The 24151-nt window shown below is 44.9% G+C and carries 24 protein-coding genes and 1 pseudogene; 9 read left to right on the top strand and 16 right to left on the bottom strand.

Annotated features, from left to right (window positions below; translation table 11 throughout):
- Positions 1-18 precede the first annotated feature (18 nt).
- On the top strand, positions 19-477 hold the full coding sequence (locus L884_RS0106630; RefSeq protein ID WP_028766754.1) for a GNAT family N-acetyltransferase: 459 nt from the start codon (positions 19-21) through the stop codon (positions 475-477).
- A 613-nt stretch (positions 478-1090) separates the two neighbouring features.
- Here L884_RS0106630 and L884_RS0106620 read toward each other — a convergent pair.
- A complete protein-coding gene (locus L884_RS0106620; RefSeq protein WP_028766753.1) occupies positions 1091-3229 on the bottom strand; it encodes a sensor histidine kinase in 2139 nt (712 codons plus the stop codon).
- Between the two features lie 69 nt (positions 3230-3298).
- A pseudogene (locus L884_RS0106615) lies at positions 3299-4721 on the bottom strand (sigma-54-dependent transcriptional regulator).
- Positions 4722-4948: 227 nt separating this feature from the next.
- Here L884_RS0106615 and L884_RS0106610 point away from each other — a divergent pair.
- From L884_RS0106610 to moaA, 6 genes are read left to right on the top strand one after another with little or no spacing between them, the layout of a single operon-like run.
- Complete coding sequence (locus tag L884_RS0106610; protein ID WP_028766751.1) at positions 4949-5761, top strand: ABC transporter substrate-binding protein; 813 nt, start codon at positions 4949-4951, stop codon at positions 5759-5761.
- On the top strand, positions 5758-6465 hold the full coding sequence (locus tag L884_RS0106605; RefSeq protein WP_028766750.1) for an ABC transporter permease: 708 nt from the start codon (positions 5758-5760) through the stop codon (positions 6463-6465). Before L884_RS0106610 ends, L884_RS0106605 begins: the two co-directional genes overlap by 4 nt.
- A 4-nt stretch (positions 6466-6469) precedes the next feature.
- Positions 6470-7204, top strand: coding sequence for an ABC transporter ATP-binding protein (locus tag L884_RS0106600; RefSeq protein ID WP_037410506.1), 735 nt, complete (start codon positions 6470-6472; stop codon positions 7202-7204).
- Between the two features lie 42 nt (positions 7205-7246).
- On the top strand, positions 7247-7849 hold the full coding sequence (gene mobA / locus L884_RS0106595; protein WP_028766748.1) for a molybdenum cofactor guanylyltransferase MobA: 603 nt from the start codon (positions 7247-7249) through the stop codon (positions 7847-7849).
- An 8-nt stretch (positions 7850-7857) separates the two neighbouring features.
- Positions 7858-9657: a bifunctional molybdopterin-guanine dinucleotide biosynthesis adaptor protein MobB/molybdopterin molybdotransferase MoeA gene (locus L884_RS0106590; protein ID WP_028766747.1), complete on the top strand. Its 1800-nt coding sequence runs from the start codon at positions 7858-7860 to the stop codon at positions 9655-9657.
- Positions 9658-9677: 20 nt separating this feature from the next.
- The gene (gene moaA / locus L884_RS0106585) at positions 9678-10664 is read left to right on the top strand and encodes a GTP 3',8-cyclase MoaA (protein WP_028766746.1); all 987 of its coding nucleotides are present in this window, start codon (positions 9678-9680) and stop codon (positions 10662-10664) included.
- A 216-nt stretch (positions 10665-10880) separates the two neighbouring features.
- Here the strand turns inward: moaA and L884_RS0106580 are convergent, their stop codons facing one another.
- The 3 genes from L884_RS0106580 to L884_RS23015 all read right to left on the bottom strand — a co-directional run bounded on the left by L884_RS0106580 (position 10881) and on the right by L884_RS23015 (position 13187).
- Complete coding sequence (locus L884_RS0106580; RefSeq protein ID WP_028766745.1) at positions 10881-11330, bottom strand: hypothetical protein; 450 nt, start codon at positions 11328-11330, stop codon at positions 10881-10883.
- On the bottom strand, positions 11323-12000 hold the full coding sequence (locus L884_RS0106575; protein ID WP_028766744.1) for a trypsin-like peptidase domain-containing protein: 678 nt from the start codon (positions 11998-12000) through the stop codon (positions 11323-11325). The genes L884_RS0106580 and L884_RS0106575 overlap by 8 nt, the downstream gene beginning before the upstream one ends.
- A 1043-nt stretch (positions 12001-13043) precedes the next feature.
- The gene (locus L884_RS23015; protein WP_156925664.1) at positions 13044-13187 is read right to left on the bottom strand and encodes a hypothetical protein; all 144 of its coding nucleotides are present in this window, start codon (positions 13185-13187) and stop codon (positions 13044-13046) included.
- A 366-nt stretch (positions 13188-13553) separates the two neighbouring features.
- Here L884_RS23015 and L884_RS0106565 point away from each other — a divergent pair, with 366 nt between their 5' ends.
- Positions 13554-14006 (top strand): hypothetical protein, encoded by a 453-nt coding sequence (locus tag L884_RS0106565; protein WP_028766743.1) that lies wholly within the window; start codon positions 13554-13556, stop codon positions 14004-14006.
- Between the two features lie 77 nt (positions 14007-14083).
- The gene (gene mutM, locus L884_RS0106560) at positions 14084-14899 is read left to right on the top strand and encodes a bifunctional DNA-formamidopyrimidine glycosylase/DNA-(apurinic or apyrimidinic site) lyase (protein ID WP_028766742.1); all 816 of its coding nucleotides are present in this window, start codon (positions 14084-14086) and stop codon (positions 14897-14899) included.
- Positions 14900-14916: 17 nt separating this feature from the next.
- Here mutM and L884_RS0106555 read toward each other — a convergent pair whose 3' ends face one another.
- The 11 genes from L884_RS0106555 to modA form a co-directional block, all read right to left on the bottom strand.
- Positions 14917-15582, bottom strand: coding sequence for a TVP38/TMEM64 family protein (locus tag L884_RS0106555; protein WP_028766741.1), 666 nt, complete (start codon positions 15580-15582; stop codon positions 14917-14919).
- 85 nt (positions 15583-15667) lie between these two features.
- Positions 15668-17167: a capsule assembly Wzi family protein gene (locus L884_RS0106550; RefSeq protein WP_028766740.1), complete on the bottom strand. Its 1500-nt coding sequence runs from the start codon at positions 17165-17167 to the stop codon at positions 15668-15670.
- 6 nt (positions 17168-17173) lie between these two features.
- Entirely contained in the window at positions 17174-17653 is a 480-nt protein-coding gene (gene coaD / locus L884_RS0106545) for a pantetheine-phosphate adenylyltransferase (RefSeq protein WP_028766739.1), read from the bottom strand.
- A 191-nt stretch (positions 17654-17844) separates the two neighbouring features.
- Positions 17845-18528: a TIGR01621 family pseudouridine synthase gene (locus L884_RS0106540; protein WP_028766738.1), complete on the bottom strand. Its 684-nt coding sequence runs from the start codon at positions 18526-18528 to the stop codon at positions 17845-17847.
- Between the two features lie 35 nt (positions 18529-18563).
- On the bottom strand, positions 18564-19820 hold the full coding sequence (locus tag L884_RS0106535; protein WP_028766737.1) for a sensor histidine kinase: 1257 nt from the start codon (positions 19818-19820) through the stop codon (positions 18564-18566).
- A gap of 49 nt (positions 19821-19869) precedes the next feature.
- Positions 19870-20547, bottom strand: a complete 678-nt coding sequence (locus tag L884_RS0106530; protein ID WP_028766736.1) for a response regulator transcription factor — start codon at positions 20545-20547, stop codon at positions 19870-19872.
- A 3-nt stretch (positions 20548-20550) separates the two neighbouring features.
- Positions 20551-21072 carry a PepSY domain-containing protein gene (locus tag L884_RS0106525; RefSeq protein ID WP_028766735.1) on the bottom strand — a complete coding sequence of 174 codons (522 nt, stop codon included), beginning with the start codon at positions 21070-21072 and terminating at the stop codon, positions 20551-20553.
- Positions 21073-21116: 44 nt separating this feature from the next.
- On the bottom strand, positions 21117-21467 hold the full coding sequence (locus L884_RS0106520; protein WP_028766734.1) for a NirD/YgiW/YdeI family stress tolerance protein: 351 nt from the start codon (positions 21465-21467) through the stop codon (positions 21117-21119).
- 109 nt (positions 21468-21576) lie between these two features.
- Positions 21577-22683 carry an ABC transporter ATP-binding protein gene (locus L884_RS0106515; RefSeq protein WP_028766733.1) on the bottom strand — a complete coding sequence of 369 codons (1107 nt, stop codon included), beginning with the start codon at positions 22681-22683 and terminating at the stop codon, positions 21577-21579.
- Entirely contained in the window at positions 22664-23344 is a 681-nt protein-coding gene (modB, locus tag L884_RS0106510) for a molybdate ABC transporter permease subunit (protein ID WP_028766732.1), read from the bottom strand. Before modB ends, L884_RS0106515 begins: the two co-directional genes overlap by 20 nt.
- Complete coding sequence (modA, locus tag L884_RS0106505) at positions 23344-24123, bottom strand: molybdate ABC transporter substrate-binding protein (protein WP_028766731.1); 780 nt, start codon at positions 24121-24123, stop codon at positions 23344-23346. Before modA ends, modB begins: the two co-directional genes overlap by 1 nt.
- Positions 24124-24151 lie beyond the last annotated feature (28 nt).

Raw genomic sequence — 24151 nt, 5'->3', positions numbered from 1 at the left:
AGTTATTGAGACCAATACATGTACACCATCGAAATTGAAGCTGTAACTGAGTTTACTCCAGCAACCTTAGCGCAAGTTGAAAGCGTTTATCGCATTATTCCTGAATTTGAAAGCGGTTATAGCCGTGAAGAGATCAGCAAGCGCTTGCTTGCAGGCCCTGCACTGTTACTTATCGCTAAAGTTGAAGGTGAAGTTGCAGGCTTTAAGCTTGGCTATCAAACAGAAGAGCAAGTTTTCTATAGCTGGTTAGGTGGTGTTGCACCTGATTTCCGTGGTCTTGGCTTAGCAAAAAGCTTATTGGAATACCAAGAAAAATGGGCAAAAGAGCAAGGTTACCAACGCATTGACGTTAAAACCCGTAACTGCTTCCCTGCCATGTTAAACATGCTTATCAGCAGCCAATATCAAATCACAGCTATGATTAACGATGCGCACAATCATAGTCAAAATAAACTGCATCTGCAGAAGCAGGTATAAAATTATTTATTTGGCGCAACAGTAGCAAAGTAAATAATTCTAATAAAATGTGACAAAAGTGTAGATAACGCTTGCAAATCTAAATGAGAATGATTATTGTTAACACGCGTTCCAGAACTCGGAATAACGGATAAAGTTCTCATCATCTTTACCTGCATAGAGTTCTTTATGCCTTCGACTATTCTTAGCAGTCGAAGGCAATAGCACGACATTGCTCACACACTCTTTAAGTGGCCGGGATTTTTCCCGGCTTTTTTTTGCTTCAAATTTATTACCAATCAGTTGAACTGATTGGTGAAAGTAAACAAAACCAAGCTAATGACCTGATTAGTAAGATAAAAATTAAGTTTACATAAATTATGAAGATTTAATTGTGCATTATCCTTGCACAATTAAATGATAATGATTATTATTTACATGCGTTCCAGAACTCGCAGTTACTTCAAGGCATCTCATCTCCTTAAAGTTAGAGTTTTATTAAGCACGACATTGCTCACACACTCTTTGTGGCCGGGATATTATCCCGGCTATTTTTTTGCCTCGGTTTTAGTAATATTCACTGCCAGCAATAGACTCGCGCCTGTATTGGTATTAACTCTCTAGCTAATGGAGTTTAGTCTTTTGGCTTGTCGTTATGCTGGCCATTAAACTGCAGGCCTTCATAAGGCGTGTTGACTTGCTCCTCTATCGCCTTATGGTAAAGACCGATTGTAAATAAACTGCCTTTACCTACTGTGGAGCTGACCTCTATGGTGCCACCAATACGTTTGATAATGCCGTAGCTTAGCGAAAGGCCTAAGCCTGTGCCGTCTTTACGTGTAGTGTAGAACGGGTCGAAAATTCGATTAAGCTCAGCCTCAGGTATACCTTTACCTTCATCTTCAACCTCAATTTTAACCCCAACCGGATCGCCGCCCTGTACCCAGTCATAAGTACGGATCCAGATCTGACCTTTACCGTCCATCGCGTGGGCAGCGTTTACGACCAAGTTAATCAACACCTGCAGTAATTGCGGTCGGTTAACCTGAATAGGATAACTCGCATTAAGCTCTTGGTTGAGCACCACTTGCTGCTTTTGAATCGAATGGCGAACGAGCACCAACATCTCTTCGATAATTGGCGTGATCTGATGCATTTCCAGCGGCGCGTTAAACTCCCCCGGACGGCTATACTGCAATAAGCTACGGATAATAGTGCTAATGCGGCCAACTTGCTGGATCACTAACTCTATCTCTTCCTCAACATCGTCAGCTCTATCACCGAGTTCATACTTGAGCAGCTCCATATTGCCCAAGATCACTGCTGTTGGGTTGTTGATCTCATGAGCGATCCCCGCCGTTAACTCACCGAGTGCGGTCAACTTTTCGTTGATCACTAGCTGTTGACGGGTTTCATTTAACAGCGCCACGTTAGCCTGTAGCTCTTCTGTTTTCTCTTGCAAGCTACGAGTACGCTCTTCGACTTTAACTTCTAATTGCTCTGCAGCTGCCTGAATTTGGCTATTTCGGCGCTGCAGTAGATCCAACATACGATCAAACTGCTCTGCCAGATTCGACAACTCGTTGTCGCTGTCTAGTCCCAGTGAACCGATACGCAGATTACGTCCCGACTGTACCGCTTTTACCACGTGGTGAATTCGTTCAATCGGCTGTAATAAGCTGTAAGCACCACGATATACCAACCAACCCGACACCAGCAGCACTAACATCAAAATAGTGCCAAGCTCAATAATGTTGAGTAAGTAGTTATGAATAAAAGGAGATTCTGAAAAGCCAGTATAGATCATACCAATTCGCTTACCATTAATGTCTTCAAGTGGCGAATAAGCAGAAATAAACCAATCGTTAAACACAAAAGCACGGTCAACCCATAGCAAGCCTTGATTAAGCACTTTCTCACGCACTTCAGAGGAAACGAGGCTTCCTAACGCTCGCCCTTGCTCTGCCTCACCTTTAGGGAAAAAGTGCAAAGGCACGTTAGTGCTAATACGAATATTATCGAGGAAGATGGTCACGGTACCAATAGAGCGCTCAGGCAAGGTGCCTTTGTCGTAAACCAGATCGCGAATATGATCAACAATGCGGGTATCGCGGTTAAGCATAATGCCGCCGTCTAAATACCAAGCCACATTGCCATTTTCACCAACGACAGGCAATAAGCTGCGGCTTAATAAACCACGCTTTTCTTGGGTTTTACTGGGTTCATGCGCACGTTGGGTTTTGATGATATCGATTTTAGCCCGCTCAGCTAACGCAGGGTCAATCCTTGCGAGTCGACTAGAGTCAAGTACCATCAAACCAGAAAACGGCGCAGTCCCATCGATATGTGGCAACATCTGTCTAAGATCAGGATCCGATGCCGCTTCAGAAACACTCACAAGACGCAAAAAGTCTAAATCAAATTCTTGTTTCGCCTGTTCAAGCACGGGCCCTAACTTAGCCCGCTGCTCAAGCGGATTAAGCCCCAACTGACGAAACTCATTTTGAAACGGCCATGATGCCATCACTAATTCGAGCTGGCTTTCCTGATTGTCTTGTACAGTGATGAGCGTGCTATTCGCTACGGTCAAATCAGCTTTGACCTTCATAAATAGCTGCTTGCCGGTATAGCTAATATTCCAATAGATGGTAATAAACACCAAGCTGACCAAGGTGAGCAAAATGGGCAACAGGGTTAAAATCAAGATGCGATAACGCACCTTAGCTTGCATTTGCTGCCAGCTAACACCAAACAGATTGGAAAAAAACGACACCTAAACTCCCCTTAGCGCGGTAAAACTGATCCATAAACAAAGAGCAGGCTTGCCTGCTCTTTATTACGACTATTCAGCTTCGCCACCGAACCATTCTTTATATTTACGATCCAGTGTCTTACGTGACACTCCAAGATCCCTTGCTGCAGCGGACTTGTTGCCGCCATGCATATCCACCACTCGGGTGACATGGTCACGTTCAACATCTTTGAGCGCCCATTGTAATGGATAACCCGACTCCGCCGCCATTTCTGCTTTTGGCTGAACTTTCCAATACTCTGCCGGCGGCTTGCCTAATAGGATACAACGCTCAATCATATTTCGCAGCTCGCGTATGTTACCTGGCCACTCATGTTGTTGCAGCTTTAATAGATCTTCATGACTCCAAACCACTTCTTTTACCCCCAACTCCGCAGCGAGTTGGCAAGTAAAGTGATGGGTCAATTCAACGATATCTTCAGGACGTTCACGCAAAGGAGGAATAACAATATCAAGCACATTAAGGCGATAGAATAGATCGCGTCTAAAGTTACCAGCCTCAACTTCTTCTGATAGTTTACGGTTAGTCGCTGCTAATACCCGTACATCAATATTAATCTCTTTTTCACTGCCGACAGGACGAATTGTGCGCTGCTCAAGCACTCGCAGCAATGCGGTTTGCATCTTCAGTGGCATTTCACCAATTTCATCGAGGAAAATAGTACCACCAGAGGCAAAGCTAAAGAGCCCTTCACGGTTACCCTTTGCGCCAGTAAATGAGCCTGCTGAATGGCCGAATAACTCACTTTCAAGCAGTTCTGGCGCAATAGCACCACAGTTAACCGGCACAAATGGCCCTTGGCGACCGCTGAGAATATGCAGCTGACGCGCAACTAACTCTTTACCTGTACCTGACTCACCTTCGATCAGTACCACAGCGTTAGTCGGTGCGACACGTTCAATAACATGCTTAACCTCAGTCATCGCCTCGCTTTGACCGATAATGGTGGAAGATTGATTAAATGACACTTCGCGACGTAGCATCAAGTTTTCACGCTTAAGCAATCGACGCTCAATACAACGGTCAACCGCTTTCATCATCTGCTCTAGGTGGAATGGCTTCATAATAAAGTCAGACGCACCCGCACGTAGCGCTTTAATCGCCACATCCATATCGGCATAGCCTGTCATAAAGATGATGTCTGAGCGCCTTTCTTGATCATTAAGTGCTTCATGCCATTCAATACCCGAGCGGCCCGGCAAGCGAATATCAACAATTAACAGATCAAAGTGGCAGCGAGATCGCAGTTGTTCAGCGTCTTCAACACTTGAGGCGGTTTCAACCAATGCAAACTTTTTCGCCAAGGCTTTTTTCAAAAAGCTGCGCATGCCCGGCTCATCATCAACAATCAATACAGATACAGCAGAAGGAAGTGGCTTCATATTATTCATTCTCTGCCCCAGCTTGTCTGGCTAAGGGACATTTTGACTCATTATGTAAGCAGTCTAACATTGAACTAGTCTAAATAGGTCACTATGAACCATATAATCGCGACATTGGGACATAATGTCTGGGATTTTTCTGCTATCAATGCGACATAGATCACACCAAAGTTACAATTGTGAACTCAAATAATCTTATATAAGTATGGCATCAAACTTGCTTTTAAGGCGATGTATTCGATTTTATTCGGGCCCTCAGGTATCGAGACGCCTATTTTATTTTCCATAGGAGCACAAATGTTAAACCTTAAACGCGCTATTGGTCTTGCGGTTACCGCAGCACTATTCGTAGGTATGCCAGTTCACGCAACTGAAGTGATTAAGCTAGCAACCACTACAAGTACTGAAAACTCAGGCCTATTAAAAAACTTACTACCTAAGTTTGAAGAGGAATCTGGCTACAAAGTACAAGTTATCGCAACGGGTACTGGTAAGGCGTTAAAGCTAGCTCGTCAAGGTGACGTAGATGTTGTAATGACACATGCTCCAGGCGCTGAAGCAAAGTTCGTTGAAGAAGGTTATGGCCGTCTACCTCGTGGCATCATGGAAAATGATTTCGTTGTTCTTGGTCCTAAGAATGACCCAGCTAAAATCCGCTCTAGCAAAACTGCTGAAGAAGCATTTGCTAAAATCGCTAAATCAGGTGTGCCTTTCATTTCACGCGGTGACAACTCAGGCACCAACATGAAAGAATTGAACGTTTGGAAAAACGCTAACATCACTCCAGACTTCAAAGGCTACACTGCAGTTGGTCAAGGTATGGGCAAAACCCTACTAATGGCTAGCGAATTAGAAGCTTACACTCTATCTGACCGTGGTACTTTCGTTGCTTATTCAGGTAAAATAGACCTAGCTGTTGATTTCGATGGTGGCCCAGCACTAGCTAACCCTTACCAAATCATCCTAATCAGCGAAAGCAAGTACCCAACGCTAAATCACAAAGGCGCTAAAGCACTTAGTGATTGGCTGATCAGCGCTGAAGCGCAAGGCATGATCAACAACTACAAGGTTCAGGGAGAACAATTGTTCAAGGCAACTTATAGCGAATGAATGAAGGCTGGTTAGCCCTAATACAGCAGGCATTAAGCCTGCTGTTTTCATTGGACCCCGAAGTGTGGTCCATTATTTCCGTTTCTTTTGCAGTATCATTTGCGGCATTAGCGATCACGCTATTACCGTCAATGGTGTTGGGATTCCTGTTGGCCTTTACCCGTTTTCCTGGGCGCTGGCTGGTGACCAACCTTATCCAAACACTGCAATCAATTCCCACAGTGGTCATTGGTCTACTCGTATACCTACTGCTAACACGTATGGGACCGCTCGGCGACTTAAAATGGCTATTTACCCAAAAGGGGATGATATTGGGACAGATGCTTATCTGTGCACCAGTATTAGTTGCCATGAGTCAGGCCGCATTCACCAGTGTTGACCGCCGCGCATGGGAAACCTCACGCACTCTCGGCGCACCTAAACTCAGTGCTATTTGGGCCGTCTGCAGAGAGCTTAAAGTTCCACTATTATTAGCTATTGTGGCTGCATTTAGTCGAATTTTAACCGAGATTGGCTGCTCGATGATGGTGGGTGGCAACATTGCAGGGGTAACACGTAACATTCCAACCGCGATCGCTTTAGAAACCAGTAAAGGCGACTTTGCTCAAGCTATCGCACTTGGATTAGTGCTACTCGTTTTAGCGCTCATTTTGAACTTTGCTCTAGGTACACTAAGAGGCAAAGCTGAGCCAAGGAGTCATTAACCAAATGACCACTAACACAGCAAAAATTATCGCAAAAGATCTTGAGATGCGCTTTGAAGATAAGCACCTTTTTAGCGCCAGTAAGTTAGTGTTTGAACAAAACCGAGTCATTCACCTACAAGGTGATAACGGCTGCGGTAAAACCACGCTAATGAAACTGCTTGCTGGCTTTTATCAGCCAACCAAAGGCAAGATCTACGCCGAAGGCTTTGCCATCGCACCTTGGTGGCGCAGTAATTCAATAACCGGTAAAGCGCTTTACTTGCACCAGCACCCTTACCTATTTGAAGGTAGCGTGCTGTATAACCTCACTTATCCGCAACGGTTTTTAACCGCAGATAAAGCGCAACTACAAGCGCGCACCGAGCAAGCAATTGATAAGGCGCAGCTGCGCCACTTATTAAACCAAGCAGCCTCCAGCTTATCCGGCGGTGAAAAACAACGATTAGCCATTGCCAGAGCGTGGATCATTCAGCCTAAACTATTAATGTTAGATGAACCCACCTCCAACATGGATAAACATTCACAGCACTTAGTGCTGCAAATGATCACCGACTTAAAACAACAAGGCACGGGTATGCTAATTAGTAGCCACCAGACTTGTATGTTAACCAAAGTATGCGATCATGCATGGCTAGTGAGTGACAAAACCATCACCACAGACAATGTCAGCACGCTTAAAGATACTGAGCCGACTCAAGTTGAACTTGCTCCGGCTTTACAAGTATCGGCTGGATAATGACATAGACTATTTTTAGTAAAAATTATTAGGGTAATAGTAATGGCAGCACAAGTTGATGCGGTCATCCTTGCAGGTGGTATGGCTAGACGCATGGGTGGCAACGATAAAGGTTTAGTCGAGTTGCGAAATCAACCTATGATTAAACATGCGATAGATCGGATACAACCTCAAGTTAAGGAGATCCTGATCAACGCAAATCGTAATCAAAACCGTTATGCTGAGTTTGGTTTTAAAGTGTTCAGTGATCAAGACAGTGGCTATTTAGGTCCACTTGCTGGCATGATCACCGCAATGAGCGAAACAAACGCAGACTACTTATTGGTTGTTCCTTGCGATTGCCCACTGTTACCAACAGATTTAGTCGCTAGAATGCTAGCGAAATTAACGGCTGAAGATGCTGAACTTGCAGTGGCAAGTGACGGCGAACGCGAGCAACCTGTGGTTATGTTGCTTAAGCCAAGTTTACGCGCATCAATGAAAGCCTTTTTAGATGCCGGCGAGCGCAAAATCGACTTTTGGTATGCCAAACATCACTATGTTGTGGCGGAATTTGCCGATCAGCCAAATGCCTTTGTCAACGTAAACACACCAGAACAAAAACAGCTGCTTGGCGATGCCATAGCAAATGAAGAAAATCACTAGAGGTGTAAATGAGCATACCTTTTACTAATCCGTTACCTATCCCAGTTCTCGGATTCTGCGCCTACAGCGGCACAGGCAAGACCACATTATTAAAGCAATTAATCCCTGAGCTTAATCGCCGTGGTGTGCGACTCGCAGTCATTAAGCATGCTCATCATAACTTCGATGTCGATATTCCGGGTAAAGACAGCTACGAGATGCGCAAAGCCGGCGCTAAGCAGATGCTAGTTGCCTCTCACGTACGCTGGGCCTTGATGACCGAAGACGCCAAAGATGGCGATCCTGAACTGCCACATCTGCTCAAGCAAATTGAAGCAGACAAAGTCGACATCGTACTGGTAGAGGGTTTTAAAAAGCTCGAACTACCGAAAATTGAACTACACCGCGCCGCCCACGGCAAACCTTTCATCCACACCCACGATGACAACATCCAAGCTATTGCCTGCTGTGATGACACCGAATTACCAAGCGACTTACGCCGCTTAGACATCAACAACATCGAACAAATCGCTGATTACGTTGGTGAATACATTGCCGCATGGCAGCCTTGCCCTGTTGATCTACCTATGGCACCAACTTGTGGCTGTGAACTTGATACCAGCACTACGCTATCGGTTCGCCAAGGCATTGATAAGATCCTATCTTACGTTAAACCAATTAGCGCCAGCGAAGTAGTAGCCCTTGATGAGCTTGAAAATCGCGTACTGGCAAGCGATGCAATTTCGCCAGTTGATGTGCCACAACATACCAACTCCGCGATGGACGGTTATGCATTCAAACTAAGTGACAGCGCAGATGCATCATACAAAATGGTTGGTGAAGTCATGGCCGGTCATGCGTTTAACGGCACTCTGCAAGCAGGTGAAGCCGTGCGGATTATGACTGGTGCACCATTACCTGCAGGCGCTGATACAATTCAACTACGTGAGCTTGCCAATGAGCAAGATGGTGCCGTTAGCTTTGAAGGCGAGTTAAGTGTTGGACAACATATCCGTTTAGCCGGTGAAGATATTGCCCAAGGTGCCACAGCGCTAGCAGCTCACTCACGCCTGCACGCTGCCGAGCAAGGTTTATTAGCATCACTTGGTTTTGGCGAGCTACCTGTATTTAAGCGCCCTGTAGTCGCAGTATTCTCAACTGGCGATGAAGTGTGCCAACCGGGCGAGCCGTTAAAAACCAACTGTATTTTCGACTCTAACCGCTACACCATTAAATCAATGGCTAAAAAGCTGGGTTGTGAAGTCATCGACTTAGGCATTATTCAAGATTCTGAAGCCGCACTGGCACAAGCGTTAAAAGACGGTGCAGCACAGGCTGACATAGTGATCAGTTCAGGCGGCGTCTCAGTTGGCGATGCTGACTACATTAAGACCGTACTTGAACAAGTCGGCCAAATTAATTTCTGGCGCATCAACATGCGTCCGGGTCGCCCGTTAGCCTTTGGCCAAATCGACGATAGCTTATTCTTCGGTTTACCGGGTAATCCAGTAGCAGTAATGGTGTCGTTCCTGCAATTTGTGCAGCCAGCCATTCGCAAACTTGCCGGTGAACAAAACTGGAACCACACCTTAGTGCCAGCAATTACCGACAAACCGCTACGAAGCCGCACAGGCCGCACCGAGTTTACTCGCGGTGTGTACCACCTAGCGGCAGACGGCAAGTTACATGTAACCACAACCGGTGCTCAAGGCTCAGGGATGCTTAGCTCAATGGTAAAAGGAAACTGTCTCATCGTTATTGGCGAGAAAGATGATCAGTTAAACCCTGGTGACACAGTTTATATTCAACCTTTTGCCGACCTTCTATAGAGGTCATGTAGGTAGCTAGTATGAGTTTGATCGTTGACACTTTTGGTCGCACGGTAGAGTACCTGCGCCTTTCCGTCACTGACCGCTGCGATTTTCGTTGCGTATATTGCATGACAGAAGACCCGTGCTTTTTAGGCAAAGACCATGTGCTTAGCCTTGAAGAATTAGCGTGGGTCGCTCAAGCCTTTACCGAGTTAGGCGTAAAGAAAATTCGCCTAACCGGTGGTGAGCCACTGGTGCGTACCGACTGTGATCAATTGGTCAAACTACTGGGCAAACTACCCGGTCTTGAAGAGTTGTCGATGACTACCAACGGCTCGCGTTTAACCCGTTTTGCCGCAGAGATGCACGATTCAGGTTTAAATCGCCTCAATATTAGCCTCGACACCTTAAAGCCCGACTTATTCACCAGCCTAACCCGCAATGGTAAAGTCGATCGCGTGATTGCCGGCATCGATGCCGCTATCGCCGCAGGATTTAAGAAGATTAAGATCAACGCGGTAATTCTGCGTGGGCAAAACGACGATGAAGTATTAGATCTCATCGAATTTTGCCGCGACCGCGACCTAGACATCGCCTTTATCGAAGAGATGCCATTAGGCGTGATCGATGAGCGCAAACGCAGCCGTCATTGTAGCAGTAAAGAGATCCAAGACATCATCAGCGAGCGTTACCCGCTGCTTCCATCTGACCGTCGTACTGGCGGCCCAGCACGTTACTTCACCATGCCGGGCAGCGACATCCACGTTGGGTTTATCTCGCCCCACAGCAACAACTTCTGTCACGAATGCAACCGTGTTCGTGTCACGGTAGAAGGCAGATTGTTATTGTGTTTAGGCAATGAGAACTCAGTAGACTTAAAAGCGATCGTGCGCGAGCATCCCGGTGATATTGAACGCCTGAAAACCGCAATTTTGAATGGCATAAAACATAAACCGAAAGAACACCATTTTGACCCAAATGGGGAAACACAGATCTTGCGGTTTATGAACGCAACGGGTGGTTAACTGTTGCTTGAACAGTTTCTTCTTCGCTTGGTTTGCTGCGGTGGTTTCTGTTACCACAGTTGTTAACTGTTAGCTTGTGCTACATACACAAAACCCGACGCAAATGTCGGGTTTTTCGTAACGATTTGCTAAATAGTCTTAAAATAGCTTGCTGAAATTCGATAAGAACGGGCAAAACTGCTGTTTTGTCATTTTCAGCCAATTGTTAAAACACATTTATTCAGGTGTGTTGATTTTGCACCAAGCATTTTTACCTATCTTGAAGAAGCTCAACAGTGCTACGGTAACTGCACCAGTAACAACACCAACTGCAATATGGAAACTAGACGCTATGGCTGTAGCAATAATCGTAATGATTTGTTTAATCGTTATGCCAGCTTCTTTTCTTTCTTTAGAGTACTTTCTAGAACTAGTACACATATAGTCATAAATTTCAGCTTTTATTGCACTCCAAATACTTCCTCCTGAAGACTTAGGGGCAGAAGTGGGGACAATTAAACCCGTTTCTCTTTTTTCCCCAGTTAATGACAATCCGATTTGATCATATTCAGTTTCATCATCTGTATCTAATTTAATGAACTCAATAATTTTGTTTTTTTGGTACGCTGGAACAAGGTCGTTTACAGCATCAAATAACTCTTGATGTTCGAAAAGAAGATCAGACATTTAACCCCTCACTTTCCATTAATGCGCGAGCATAATTGATTGAAGTAGCATAAGATATGGTACTTTCTGTACCCAGAGCATGATTACCTATTTTTATATGCCCCCCCGAACCAGTAGGGCTAAATCTACCACTAATAATTCCAATAATTTGGCCTGATGCAATATCAATTAATGGCCCGCCACTATTTCCCTCATGTACCATTGCATCTAATTGAAATTGCTTTGTTCCATTAGTAGATTTCACTTTAGAGCTGATTATGCTCTGAGATACTTTCAAAGTATGTAGCCCTGCTTGACCAAATGGAAACCCTAAGTAACCTACGCTAGCACCAACTTGAACAGAGCTCTCATCTCCTATTAGATTGGGAGGAACTGAAACGGGTTGTGGGTGGGTTAATTTCAATAATGCGACATCGCTTTCTGGGTCAAACTGAGCCACGGTAACATCAAAAAAATTTACTCGCTCTAGAGTTAATTGATTAAATTCATTTAAAGGTTGAGGCGGAATTACTGCAAGTTTATCAGTCAAATTAATCGTGTGTGCGCACGTGATAATATATCCCTTACTGTGACATAGAAAACCACTGCCTATAAACTCAACTCCTTTTTCACCTGTTTTAACAATCATCATGCAACCACCACCGTGGTGCTGAGCTATCCCTTTTAGCATACGTTTCCCTTAGCTAGTGTTATAAAGCTTATTGAATTACAGCATTGACAACATCTTTATCCATACAACATTTATTATCAGTGTGCCTTTATTATTTCCCCAGCAGAATATAGACCATTGTTTTAAAAATTTATATCGGATTATTCAAGGCATTATTGATGCAGCTTTATATGTGCTTGATAAGGCATGACAGTAACTCAACTGTTGCGATTTCTGCCTCTAATATTGTCATTACTTTCGTCCAGAATTTTATGCAGCTAATTGCCTGCGGCAGGCGTATGTGCAGATACTTCTGAGGCTCGCTTGTCGTCATCCTTGACCGCTCAACGAAAACATCCATGTTTTCGACGGCCTCAGCCGCATCTACACTGGGTTTGAAAAGCACAACCTTTCAACTTCTGCGTTAGACCTATTAAAAGAAAAAGACAAAACAAAGACACAGCAAGACCAACAACGACTCAAAGGTTACAGAAAACACCAATTTCCCCATCGAGGTTGCCGAAATACGCAGATAACTCTTTACCTTCAAGAGTGCCGTAAAACCATCATGAATGATGGTTCAGGCTCAGGGGGACATGGCCGTTCTCTGGCATCCATGCCATCACGGCATTTGTGAATCCATTCGCATCAGATGTCCCATCTGAGCCGTTAGGCGATTTTTATTGGAGTATGAGGATAAACAACTTCGTCTGGAGCGCTGAGGGTTTATTCTTATGAAATCAAGAGCGGGGACAAGCGCTTTCCCCCTTGGCTCGGATGTGAGCGAAGCGCCACGACCTTTATCAAGCGCAGCTTGATTGCTGTTAACTTACGCAAAGAAGGCTATTTTTTCAAAAATAACCACATAGCACGATAGTGAATTGGCTTTAATGAACTTAATGTAAATTTAGGAGCTTCAATTAATAGCACTAGGATCGAATAATAATCGAATCAGGAGTTAACACTGAAGGGTTTGTAAGATTAAAAAATTTGTTAGCCCCCTACTTCAGCATAATTTGCTAAGAGGCTAAACCGTATCTACAGATACAAAAGGCTATGACTAATTATCGCTGAATAACGATATAGCATTCCCACATATCTATGGTTGGACATTTATCATCTTCATCGCCGCCTGTTGCAAAGCTAGGAGCCGCAACGAAAATAGAGAATATAGCAAACAAAGACGATAACTTTTTCAAATTCTTCATACTAAAAATCCTTTTTATAAATTCAACTAGACCATTAAATATGGCAAAAAAAACATAACATCGAAAAAACAACAATTCAACCCAGCACCAGCGTTACAACAGTAAATACACTCCCCATCGGAAGCGTTAGTGATTTATCCGTAGGTATGAGGATCAACAACTTCGTCTGGGGCGGCAGGGGTGATCCAAGAGGGGATTGCTGTTGATCCCCTCTTGCCCGGCTGTGGGATGGAATCCCACGACTTTAATTGTTAGACAACGTCTAACCCACCACCCCAAGCGGCAGCTTGAAATCAACCATTTGTGGTTAAACCATCTTGCAGATACACTTATAAAACAACCATTCACATAGCAATGACCCAAACAATGGCACTCTCACGAAAAAAGTGGAACAGCATCATCATCGTGGCATCAATACTGATGATCTCTGTACTGACTGTGATAGAAAAAAACAGTCAACAAACACCACTGCAAACCCAAGCTCTGTTTGATCACGCCGCGCCACTGTCACAACTGCAATACGGTGAACTCTGGCTGCAAAAAAGCCAATCTGGCTGGCGATGTAGCAGTGAAGTACTCAACTGCTTAGAATGGGCTAACGCGTGGCAACAAGTGCATATTTCAGCGCTCAGCGAAAAACCTGAAACCGCGGAAGAAGCGATCGAGCTGGTGATCCAAATCGATGATCTCGATGATGCACAGCTATGGATCCTGTTTAAACAACAAGGCTTATTAAAGTCTCCTTCAGGCAACTGGTATCAAGTACCGCCTAGCCTACGTGAAGGTTTAACGCCAATTATTCGCGCGCAAGTAAACTAATCTGCAAGCCAAAACGTAATAATTAATCGCAATCAATGCTAGCAACCACCGCTGAATAACAACAAGAGAGAGCATCAATGCCAGAACTCCCCGAAGTTGAAGTGACTCGCCAAGGTGTATCGCCTTTTCTTATTGATAATCAAGTCACCGACTTAATTGTACGTAACCCATCACTACGTTGGCCGGTCCCCGAAATAGCCAAGCAGATCGTCGGTCAGACAATACGTAATGTACGCCGCCGCGCGAAATACTTGCTGATTGATACTGATGCGGGCACCACTATTGTGCATTTAGGCATGTCTGGCAGCTTGCGTATCTTGCCCGCCACAACTCCGGTAGAAAAACATGATCATATTGATCTGGTGCTCGCTAGCGGCAAGGCTCTGCGCTTTAATGATCCAAGACGTTTTGGTGCTTGGCTATGGTGCGAACTACCTGAACAAGCTCACCCATTATTGGCCAAATTGGGCCCAGAGCCACTAACAGACGCATTTAACCCAGCTTACCTATTACAAAGTTTGGCCAATAAGAAAAAGGCTATCAAGCTGTGTTTAATGGACAATCACATCGTAGTGGGTGTCGGCAATATTTACGCTAATGAAGCGCTGTTTGCTGCAGGTATTCATCCGCAAGCAGAAGCTAGCAAAGTGGATGCCGAACGGATTGAAGTATTAGTTGCTGAAGTGAAGCAGATCCTCGCAGGTGCAATCAAACAAGGCGGCACGACCCTCAAAGATTTTACTAATGCTGAGGGTAAACCAGGTTACTTTGCGCAAAAGCTACATGTGTATGGCCGTGGCGGTGAGACCTGCACTCAATGTGGTCACCTGCTTAGTGAAATCAAGCTTGGGCAGCGGGCAACTGTATTTTGCAGCTTATGCCAGCAACGATAACTCATATATTAGCGAGGTTATTTATCCTCAATAACCTCGCTAATTTGCTCTCTTAACCGCGTCTTATAAAGATAAAAGGCGATAATAGAGGCGCAAATAAACAGGCTGATACTGATCAGCAAACTATTATTGTCTGACAGCCCAACTCCGGCACCAGCAAAGCTAAACACTAACATTTGCGGTAAAAAGCCTATCCCACTACCGGTAAAAAATCGCCACGCACTGATATGAGTCGACCCCGCTGCAAGATTAGTTAAAAAGTTACTGCTTAGCGGCAATATGCGGATCATAATCATCTTCAAAATCGTGCGCTGCACGATTAAGTTTTCTAAACGGGTCAATTTAGATTGAAAGCGCTTTTTTAAGCTGCTGCGAAACACAAATCTGGCAAAGTAAAAGGTAATGATGCAGCCCAAAAGTGCTGACAATGTACCAAGTAATGCGCCATTAACACCGCCTAATGCAAAGCCAAAAGCAAAAGCCATAAACTGCCTTGGGCCGCCAACACTGGTGTAAGCCGCACCGACTAGAAATAATACCACCAGCCCTTCATTACCTTGCTCTGCTAGATAATTCGCTAACCAATTAGTGTCGGTAAATGAGGCAAATACACCTTGCTTGAGTGCATAAAGTGCTAGACCCAGCACGGTAAGAATTGCCAATATTTTTGCAAAACGTTGCATATACAGTCCGCAATAAACCTCAAATGTATAAAAAAGCCAACGCTTTCACGTTGGCTTGTTATAGCAATTAAGCCCTAAATTTCTATTAGAAGCGGTACTCATAAGTACCAAAGACACTGGCATTAGTATCACTTGCTTGTACCTCAAATTCAGATTGAGATACGCTGCCGCCAATACTCATCATGCCGTACCATATAGGCATCCGATAACTTAGCTCTAGCATCAGCAAATCCTCTTTGAGCGGTTGCGGTGCCCAACCATGAGATGGACTTTTACCATCTTTGTTTAACTGCGCATAACGTAGCAACGAGGTAAAGCCTTTGCTATTGGCAAACTGGCCAATCAAGCCTAGTACATACACATTGGCGTCGCTGTCGTAAGTGCTACCTAAGGCTCGACCGTAGTAGCGAGAACCACTCTTGTAGGTTGAGTGCTCGTAGAAACAGTTGAAGGCGTTTTCATCCTCACCACAGAACACCATAGTATCTGTATATTCGAGGAACAACTTGTATTGCTGACCTTCTAAGTTAAAACGTGTATCTGCACCAAATAGCTTGCCGCAATCTGCGATATCCCAAGGTGCAGAGCCATTAGAATCTTCACAGGTTCTTTGGTAATACACGCCAAACGGTACGTCGTACCAAGTGTCGCTAAAACGAATATCATAACCAGCGATTTGGTTACCATAGTTAGAGCAACCTACTTCATCTGAATTATCTGCACGGCAATCTTTTTGCCCTGTGATAGATTTAAATGCACTATCCCAAGTACATTCTTGGCCATCGCCACAAAACTGCGTAGTCCACGACACCCCCATCTCTAATTGTTCAAATGGACGAATCGAACCACGGAAATTCCACAGTAGTGCATTAGGAGCGTAGCGCTCCTCTTCAAACATGCTAATTCCAGCAGTAAATGTCCACGGTCCCAACCAAGACAGCCAAGGTGTTTCAAACGCTGCAGCATTATTACGGCTCAACATTAACGATGGCATTGGACGCGCGTTATTTGACTTATGCAGTGTTGAGTCAAAGCTTGGTCCCCACCACTGCTCTATCGCGCCAAAGGTAAACATCCAGTTACCCAAAGCCATCGCAAGGTAAGAATCATCAAAACGAAACTCTTTGTCATCTGCAGGATCGTAATTAGCCGATGCAGAGATTTTGTAAGCAAAACGCTCACCTAGATACTCATAAGATGCACTCGCCTCGCCTTGTTCACGATAATCGGAGCCAAAATGCTGAAAACGTGCAGCGTCACTAGCCGCTGCTAGCTTTATGCTGGTATTACCGCGATTATTGACCGCATTACGGTAGTAATAATTCACCCGAGAAAATGCTTCAACTAAAGCGGGACTCAGCTGTGATGGCTCCGCTTTTGCTAAATCAGCGCCGATACCCGACCACATTAAAGGGTAAGTATTTACCGGCACCGTGATAACGCCAGCGTCTGCAAGCGCTTGAATATCGGCTCTTAAGTATATATCTGAGGTGTCAACCCATGGTGCTGCAACTGTTGCCCCAGAGCATACAACTGATAACGCTGTTAGGCATTTGATGGTTTTATTTTGAATACGCTTAAACATGAATAACTACTTAGCCTTAGTTGTTAGTGCATTAGCCACTTCAGCGTGGACAAATTGAGTCACATCGCCGCCATGCAGCGCAACCTCTTTGACTAAGGTTGAGGAGATAAATGAGTTTTCTTCTGCTGGAGTTAAAAATACGCTTTCCAGATCAGGACTTAAACGGCGATTCATATTTGCCAGTTGGAATTCGTATTCAAAATCTGAGACTGCGCGTAGTCCGCGCACTAACACGCTAGCGTTTTGCTGTTTAGCAAAATCCACTAATAAACCACTAAAGCCAACCACTTCAACGTTATCCAAATGGGCGGTAACGGTTTTTAACAGTTCAACCCGTTTGTCTAAGCTAAATCTTGGCTGCTTAGATGGGTTAGCGGCAATACCAATAATCACGTGCTCAAATAAATTAGCCGCACGCTCAATGAGATCGGTATGACCATTGGTCACAGGATCGAATGTACCGGGATATATTGCTCGCTTATGCACGTTAAGATCTGCCCTTATGATTTAGTGATTAGCTGTAACTAAACTCAATGCCCTGTCACAGGGCTTTTAAAGGCTATATCCTACTCGTTATGGGGGGAATTGTGAATGAAAAAGCAGTTTTACAGCGCATATAGTCGTTGATATTAACTAAGCCTTATACATCAACTAAACATACTGTCTATGTGCTGCTATCACTCGTTTTTCTTCAGCGCAGGCCAACTTAGTTCATTAGGTTGCTGCCATACATTAAGCTGAGCACTGACTGCAACTGCCGTAAAAGCTTCGCCCAGATCAGGCGCGACGGTATAGTCATAAGTTTGCCCTAGGTAGCTAAAATGCAGACTATAAGCGTGTAGATAGCCTCTGTCGGCAGTCGCACCACCATATAAGGTATCACCTAAGATTGGCGTGCCAATACTGGCCAGCGCCACTCGTAATTGGTGTGTTTTACCACTATGGGGTTTGAGTAAATATAAACGCTCACCTTCTCCGACTGAGTGTGAGAAGAACTGGGTTATTGCTGGATTATTTGTGCTGCGCAACAGTTTATGCATGCTACGGCGAGATTTAGCCATATCGCCAATCACCCAGCCCTGCTTCTTTTTAGGTTTGCCTTTGGCTAGCGCTAGATAGTACTTCTGCACAGCATGAGCCGCAAACATACGGGTAAATTCAGCCGCCGCTTGGCTCGATTTAGCCAAAATAATCAACCCAGAGGTCAAGGTGTCGAGTCGATGCACTGCATACAGCTTAATGCCTAAGTCCACTTCAGCCTGCGCCACTACACCTGCGCTGCCATCTTGGCTATGAAAATGAATATCGGCGGCTTTATTTATCACGATAAAATCGTGTTCATCAGCGATGACTTGATACATGGAGATCCTACATTAAACGAAGTTGGCTAAAGCAGTTAAAAAGTGATGGTCACTCTTAGGCCTGGGTAGGCGCTGCTAAGGGCGATTTTAGCATTATGTCGCGATAGAATCGCCTTCACCATCGACAAGCCTAGTCCGGTACCTTTATGGTGACGACTTGGATCGAGTCTAACTAAGCGTTCAAACACTTTTTCTCGCGACGACTCAGGGATCCCCGGGCCATTATCTTGAATAGATATCACGTTACGGTTTTGCGAAATACGGATCTCTGCCCCCTCGCCTGAATACTTGATTGCGTTATCAACCAAATTAAAAAGTGCTTGGAAAAGCAAATACTTATCGCCACTGACCTGAAACTCCTCACCTGTAGTTAAGGTAAGTGACTGACCATTAAACTCAGCCATCGCCTCAGCCATCTCAAACAGATCTTGGCTAATCGATACTAAGCTAACATCTTGAAGCTCTAAGGTTTGCTGGCCTTCTTCAATGCGTGTTAACGATAACATGGCATCGAATGTAGCAAGGCAATGATCTAACTCTTCAGTAATAATGGCGCAGCTTTCGGCTAGCTCCTCTTTAGGCTTACTCGGCAGTTGCTCTAGCCCTATGCGTAAATGCGACAGTGGCGTGCGTAGATCATGGGCAATGTTGTCAGTCACTCCACGTACCGCTGCTAAGTTTTGTTCGAGGGCATCAAGTACACCATTAAACTGCTTAGCCAGCATATCAAACTCATCTTGGCGCCAACTCACAGGTAAACGCGTGGAATATTGCCCTTGCTCAATCCTTTTACTTAAGCGGTTGTATTGCACTAAACGACGTAAAATAGCTTTAGAAAACAGGTAGCCCAAAGCTAAGGTTAATACTACCGTTAGCATTAACGCAGTGATCGCCGCATTGGTAAACTTATCAATTAAGGTGCCGAGTTGATCAACTCGAGTAGCAATCAACATTGGCCCGTATCGGGTCATCACCATGCCACCCGTCAAGATATGCAGTTTTTCAGGGCCGCCAGTAAAGACTGGAAACTCACGCCTTTCAGGCAACATAGGCATATCTTTGGGGATCATACTCAGTGAGCCGACCAAATCGAGGGAGTTGCGCCAAACGATTAACGCCACCTTAGGATCAGCACTTTTCACTTGCGTCGCAAAACTGCGTCTATCAAGGGTCAGCGCCATCTGTTGGTAGCGAGTCATTTCAGCGTCTAGATGCAAATCCAGCTGATATTCTTGTTCGTTTATCAGCTGGCGATACATACCTAGTAATAGCGTGCCAATAATGACAGTCACTAGGGCTGAGAAAATAATGGTAATGCGCCAAGCACTACTCTGGTAGGGCTTAATGCCCTTGGCGTAGCCGATATCCAGCACCTCGTACAGTTTCGATTAACTCGCCATGACCTAACTCTTCAAACTTACGTCTTAACTTAGCGATATGGACGTCAATCACATTGGTACGTGGGTCAAAATGATAGTCCCACACTGCTTCAAATAGCAATGTACGACTGATCACTTGGTTAACGTGTTCCATTAGATACTTCAGCAACTGAAACTCTTTCGGTTGCAATAAGATCTCTTGGCCATCAAGGGTGACTTTACGGGTCAATAGCTCAATAGTCAGTGGGCCGACGTTAAGATCAGTAATGGTTGGTTGCGACTCTCCACGCTGCATTAACTTCTCTGCGCGAACCAGCAATTCAGAGAATGCAAATGGCTTAGTCATATAGTCATCGCCACCTGCACGCAAACCTTTTACACGCTCATCCACATGGCTAAGCGCTGATAAGATTAATACAGGTGTTTGGCTGCCTGTAGCACGCAGTGCTGCTAACAATTTCAGCCCATCGAGCTGTGGCAACATACGATCTAAGATAATCAGATCGTATTTCATACTTGTCGCTAACAATAGACCTTGATGGCCATCGGTTGCGGTTTCAATATTGTGCCCTTGCTCAACAAATCCCTTTACGACATATTCGATGGTAGTCGCATCATCTTCAACCATGAGTATCTTCATGTTTTAATCCCATTTGAGCAGTGGTAGTAATTGTTTATTTTCGATATCAAAAGCCAGCTTGCGCTTGCCATCAACATCTAGGATCTCTAACTCTATATAGCTGATCCCTAAGTCGGTGTCGACTTCAGCTTTGACGATATGACCGTCAGTTTCTTGGTTAACCAGTGTCAGCATATCCGACAGCGATAAACCATTTTGTTGCAGCATTAACACACCCGTTAGCTCGTCGTTGTCGTCTTTTTTAAGACGACCGACTTCACGTTCGATTAAGCTGCCATCGATCGCTCGAAATTCATATTCAGTGATGGTGTTAGCTTGCGGATCGATCATCTTGAATTCGTAAACTAATTCGCCATCTTCGATTTCCGCTTCAAATTCAGAGATCACCCCTTGGTGCTTAGATTCGAGCTGTAACATCGTTTCTATTGGCATAGGATAGTCGCCAGTAGCAATGTATGAATACAGGCCTTGCCCGGCAAACGAACTACCAGAAACTAATAATAAACCAATTAGCCAGCGAGCCATGGCTCCTCCGAAAATAAAACGCTAAACCACTTTAAATTAAAGGATTATTCAGAAATTAGACGCATGCTGTCAATTTCTATTTCAATACCTTGCCACTCATCGTCTACTTCACCAACAAGTTTAACTTTTGAATCTGGTGAAACTTCGATATCGCGCCATAGTGCATTATCAATCTCAACTTCAACGTCACCGCTTTCATCACGGAAAAGGTATTTTTCATCACCTAAGCTTTGCACTAAATAACCCGTTAATTCCACTGGGGTGTCATCTTGTGCTTTAGCCGCTTCAGCAGCTGTTTTCACGTGACTTGCAGGGCCTGGACCGTTATATGCAGCCATTGCAGGTAAGGTTAAAACCGCAGACAAAATCAATAAACCAGTTAACTTTTTAGACATACAATAAAACTCCTCTCTAATATAGGAGCTCATTGTATGTGATGCTATGTAACATCTAGATGGAGCAAAGATTAAACTTTGATCATAAGCAAATATAAGCGAATTGACTTTATGGTTCCAAAATATGGATCAGTTCAGATTTTAGTGCCACCGTCGTTTCACTGCCCTCTACTAACTCTAGTTGCTGCGCTAAATGCAGCGGCACCTCTGCATGGATCTTATGCTCTACACCCACCACGCTTGCTAATACCCTAACGCTTTCGCCCATCACTAGCATTGAATCAACGGTAATATCGAGCTTATTGAAACTGCGACACAAGCGGCCTTTTTTAATTGAGTTAAAACGCACGCCTTGGTTTGGGATCACCCAACGCACTTTGGTACCAATATCTAAATTGTCAAAATAAGTGCTGGCAATGAGATGTTCACCAAATTTAAGCCAAGTGATCTGCCGCTCTTCTTCTTGGGCAATCACCTCAGCATCAAAAATATTACGTAGCCCCATCTGCTTCGCCACAGCTTCATCTCGTGGACGGGTGAGTACTTCACGCGGTCGGCCTTGCTGTAGCATCTTACCTTGGCTAATTAGAATCATACTGTCAGCCAGCAACAAGGCCTCATTTAAATCATGAGTGACCATAATAACTGGGATGGCCAATTGCTCTTTCAGCCGGGCCAGCTCTAGGTACAAGCGTTCGCGGGTTTCTCTATCTACCGCTGAAAACGGCTCATCAAGCAGTAATACTGAAGGCTCGCGAGCAAGCGCCCGTGCTAATGCCACTCGCTGCCGCTGTCCACCAGATAATTGCGCAGGCAGCCTATCAGGCAAGCCATGTAAATTAACGCGCTCAAGCCAGTCTTTGGCACGCGCTTCACGTTCGGCTTTAGGAATATGATCCAATGCGGCAACCACATTTTCCAATGCAGTCAGGTTAGGAAACAAACCAAAGTGCTGCGGTACATAACCTAGATGGCGCTGTTGTGGCGTCAGTTGCACCTTGTTATCGGCATTAAACCAAGGCTTGTCACCATAGCGGATCTCACCCTGTTCTGGTTGAGATAAACCAGCTATCATCCGCAATAACGTTGATTTACCACCGCCAGATGGACCAACAACCGCTAAGACTTCACCGGCTTTACACACAAACTCGGCATCAAGTTTAATCGGTTTAGCTTGCTGGATACGGCAATATAGATCAGCGACGGTTTGCGACATGCTGACCTCCAACACGGCGAGACAAACTTGTTGTCAGTGCAAGCACCGTCACCGCGAACAGCAGTAACACCAGCGACATATTACCGGCGCTAGCAAAGTCAAATGCCTGCACACTATCGTAAATAGAGATGGCAATGGTCTTGGTTTCGCCAGCGATATTACCGCCCATCATTAACACTACACCAAACTCGCCAAGTACATGGGAAAAACACAACACCATGGCTGTCAAAACACCCGGCCACACCATAGGTAGTTCGATTTTAAATAGCACTTTTAAGCGACTCATACCGCAACAAGCTGCTGCGTCACGTACATCTTCAGGCACTGCTTCAAATGCACGCTGGATCGGCTGAATCGCAAACGGAATATTCACTAAGATTGACGCAACCACTAAGCCGGAAAAATGAAACACTAATTGATGGCCAAGCAGTTGCTCTAGCGTGCGCCCAAGCCAAGATTCACTGCCTAATCCCACCAGCAGGTAATAACCTATTACTGTGGGAGGCAATACTAATGGCACCATGACCAGCGCTTCGACCCAAGACTTACCGCGAAAATGTCGATAAGCTAAAAAGCGCCCTGCAACAATGGCTAAAGGAATAAGAATAAGCACAGTGACTGTGCTCAATTTGATCGATAGCAGTAAGGCTTGCCAATCCATTAATGAGTCGCTCTCGCAAAGCCGTAATCGGCAAACACAGTCTGTGCAGCATCAGACTGCAAATAACTATAAAACAGTTTCGCAGTTTCACCCGCTTTTAGGGTTAATACCATACGCTGATCGAGCGGCGTATAATATTCTTGTGGAATTAGCACGTAGTTAGCACGTGCTTTAAATGGTTTCGCAACAGCCAATGACAAAGCAACCAAACCACCTTGCGTAGCGCCACTTACCGCAAACTGCGCCGCTTGTGACACGTTTTCGCCAAACACTAAATTAGCTTGAATATCTTGCCAAAGCCCGACTTTTTGTAGCACTTCTTTCGCACGCTCGCCATAAGGCGCATGCTCAGGATTGGCAATAGCAAAACGTTTCAGTTGCCCTGATGCTAGCAACTGTTTTACGCCGTTGAGCTCGCCATCAAGTGGTAAAGGTGACGACTTAGGTGCCGCTATCGCCAACTGACCTACCGCATAAATCACCCCGTCATCAGGGGTTTCATTGGCTTGGCTTAGTTGCTGGGTATAACGCTCATCTGCTGACAAAAACAGTTCAAATGGCGCACCGTTACGGATTTGCGCCACAAAATTGCCTGAAGAGCCATAAGAGATCCGTACTTTACGGCCTGTCTCTTGGGTAAATTGTTTAGCAATATCGTCAAGCGCAAACTTAATACTCGATGCCGCAGCAATAGCTGGAACATCTTGCGCCGCAAATAACACTTTACTGCACAGCAGTAACGGCAGTGCAAGCGCCAATACCATAGCCCTAAACTTCATTTAGCCCTTCTCCTAGCAATCAAAGCTT

The organism is Shewanella fidelis ATCC BAA-318, from assembly GCF_000518605.1.
Taxonomy (GTDB): domain Bacteria; phylum Pseudomonadota; class Gammaproteobacteria; order Enterobacterales; family Shewanellaceae; genus Shewanella; species Shewanella fidelis.
The sequence above is the reverse complement of the archived record's forward strand: the minus strand, read 5'-3'. Positions and strand labels throughout refer to the sequence as shown.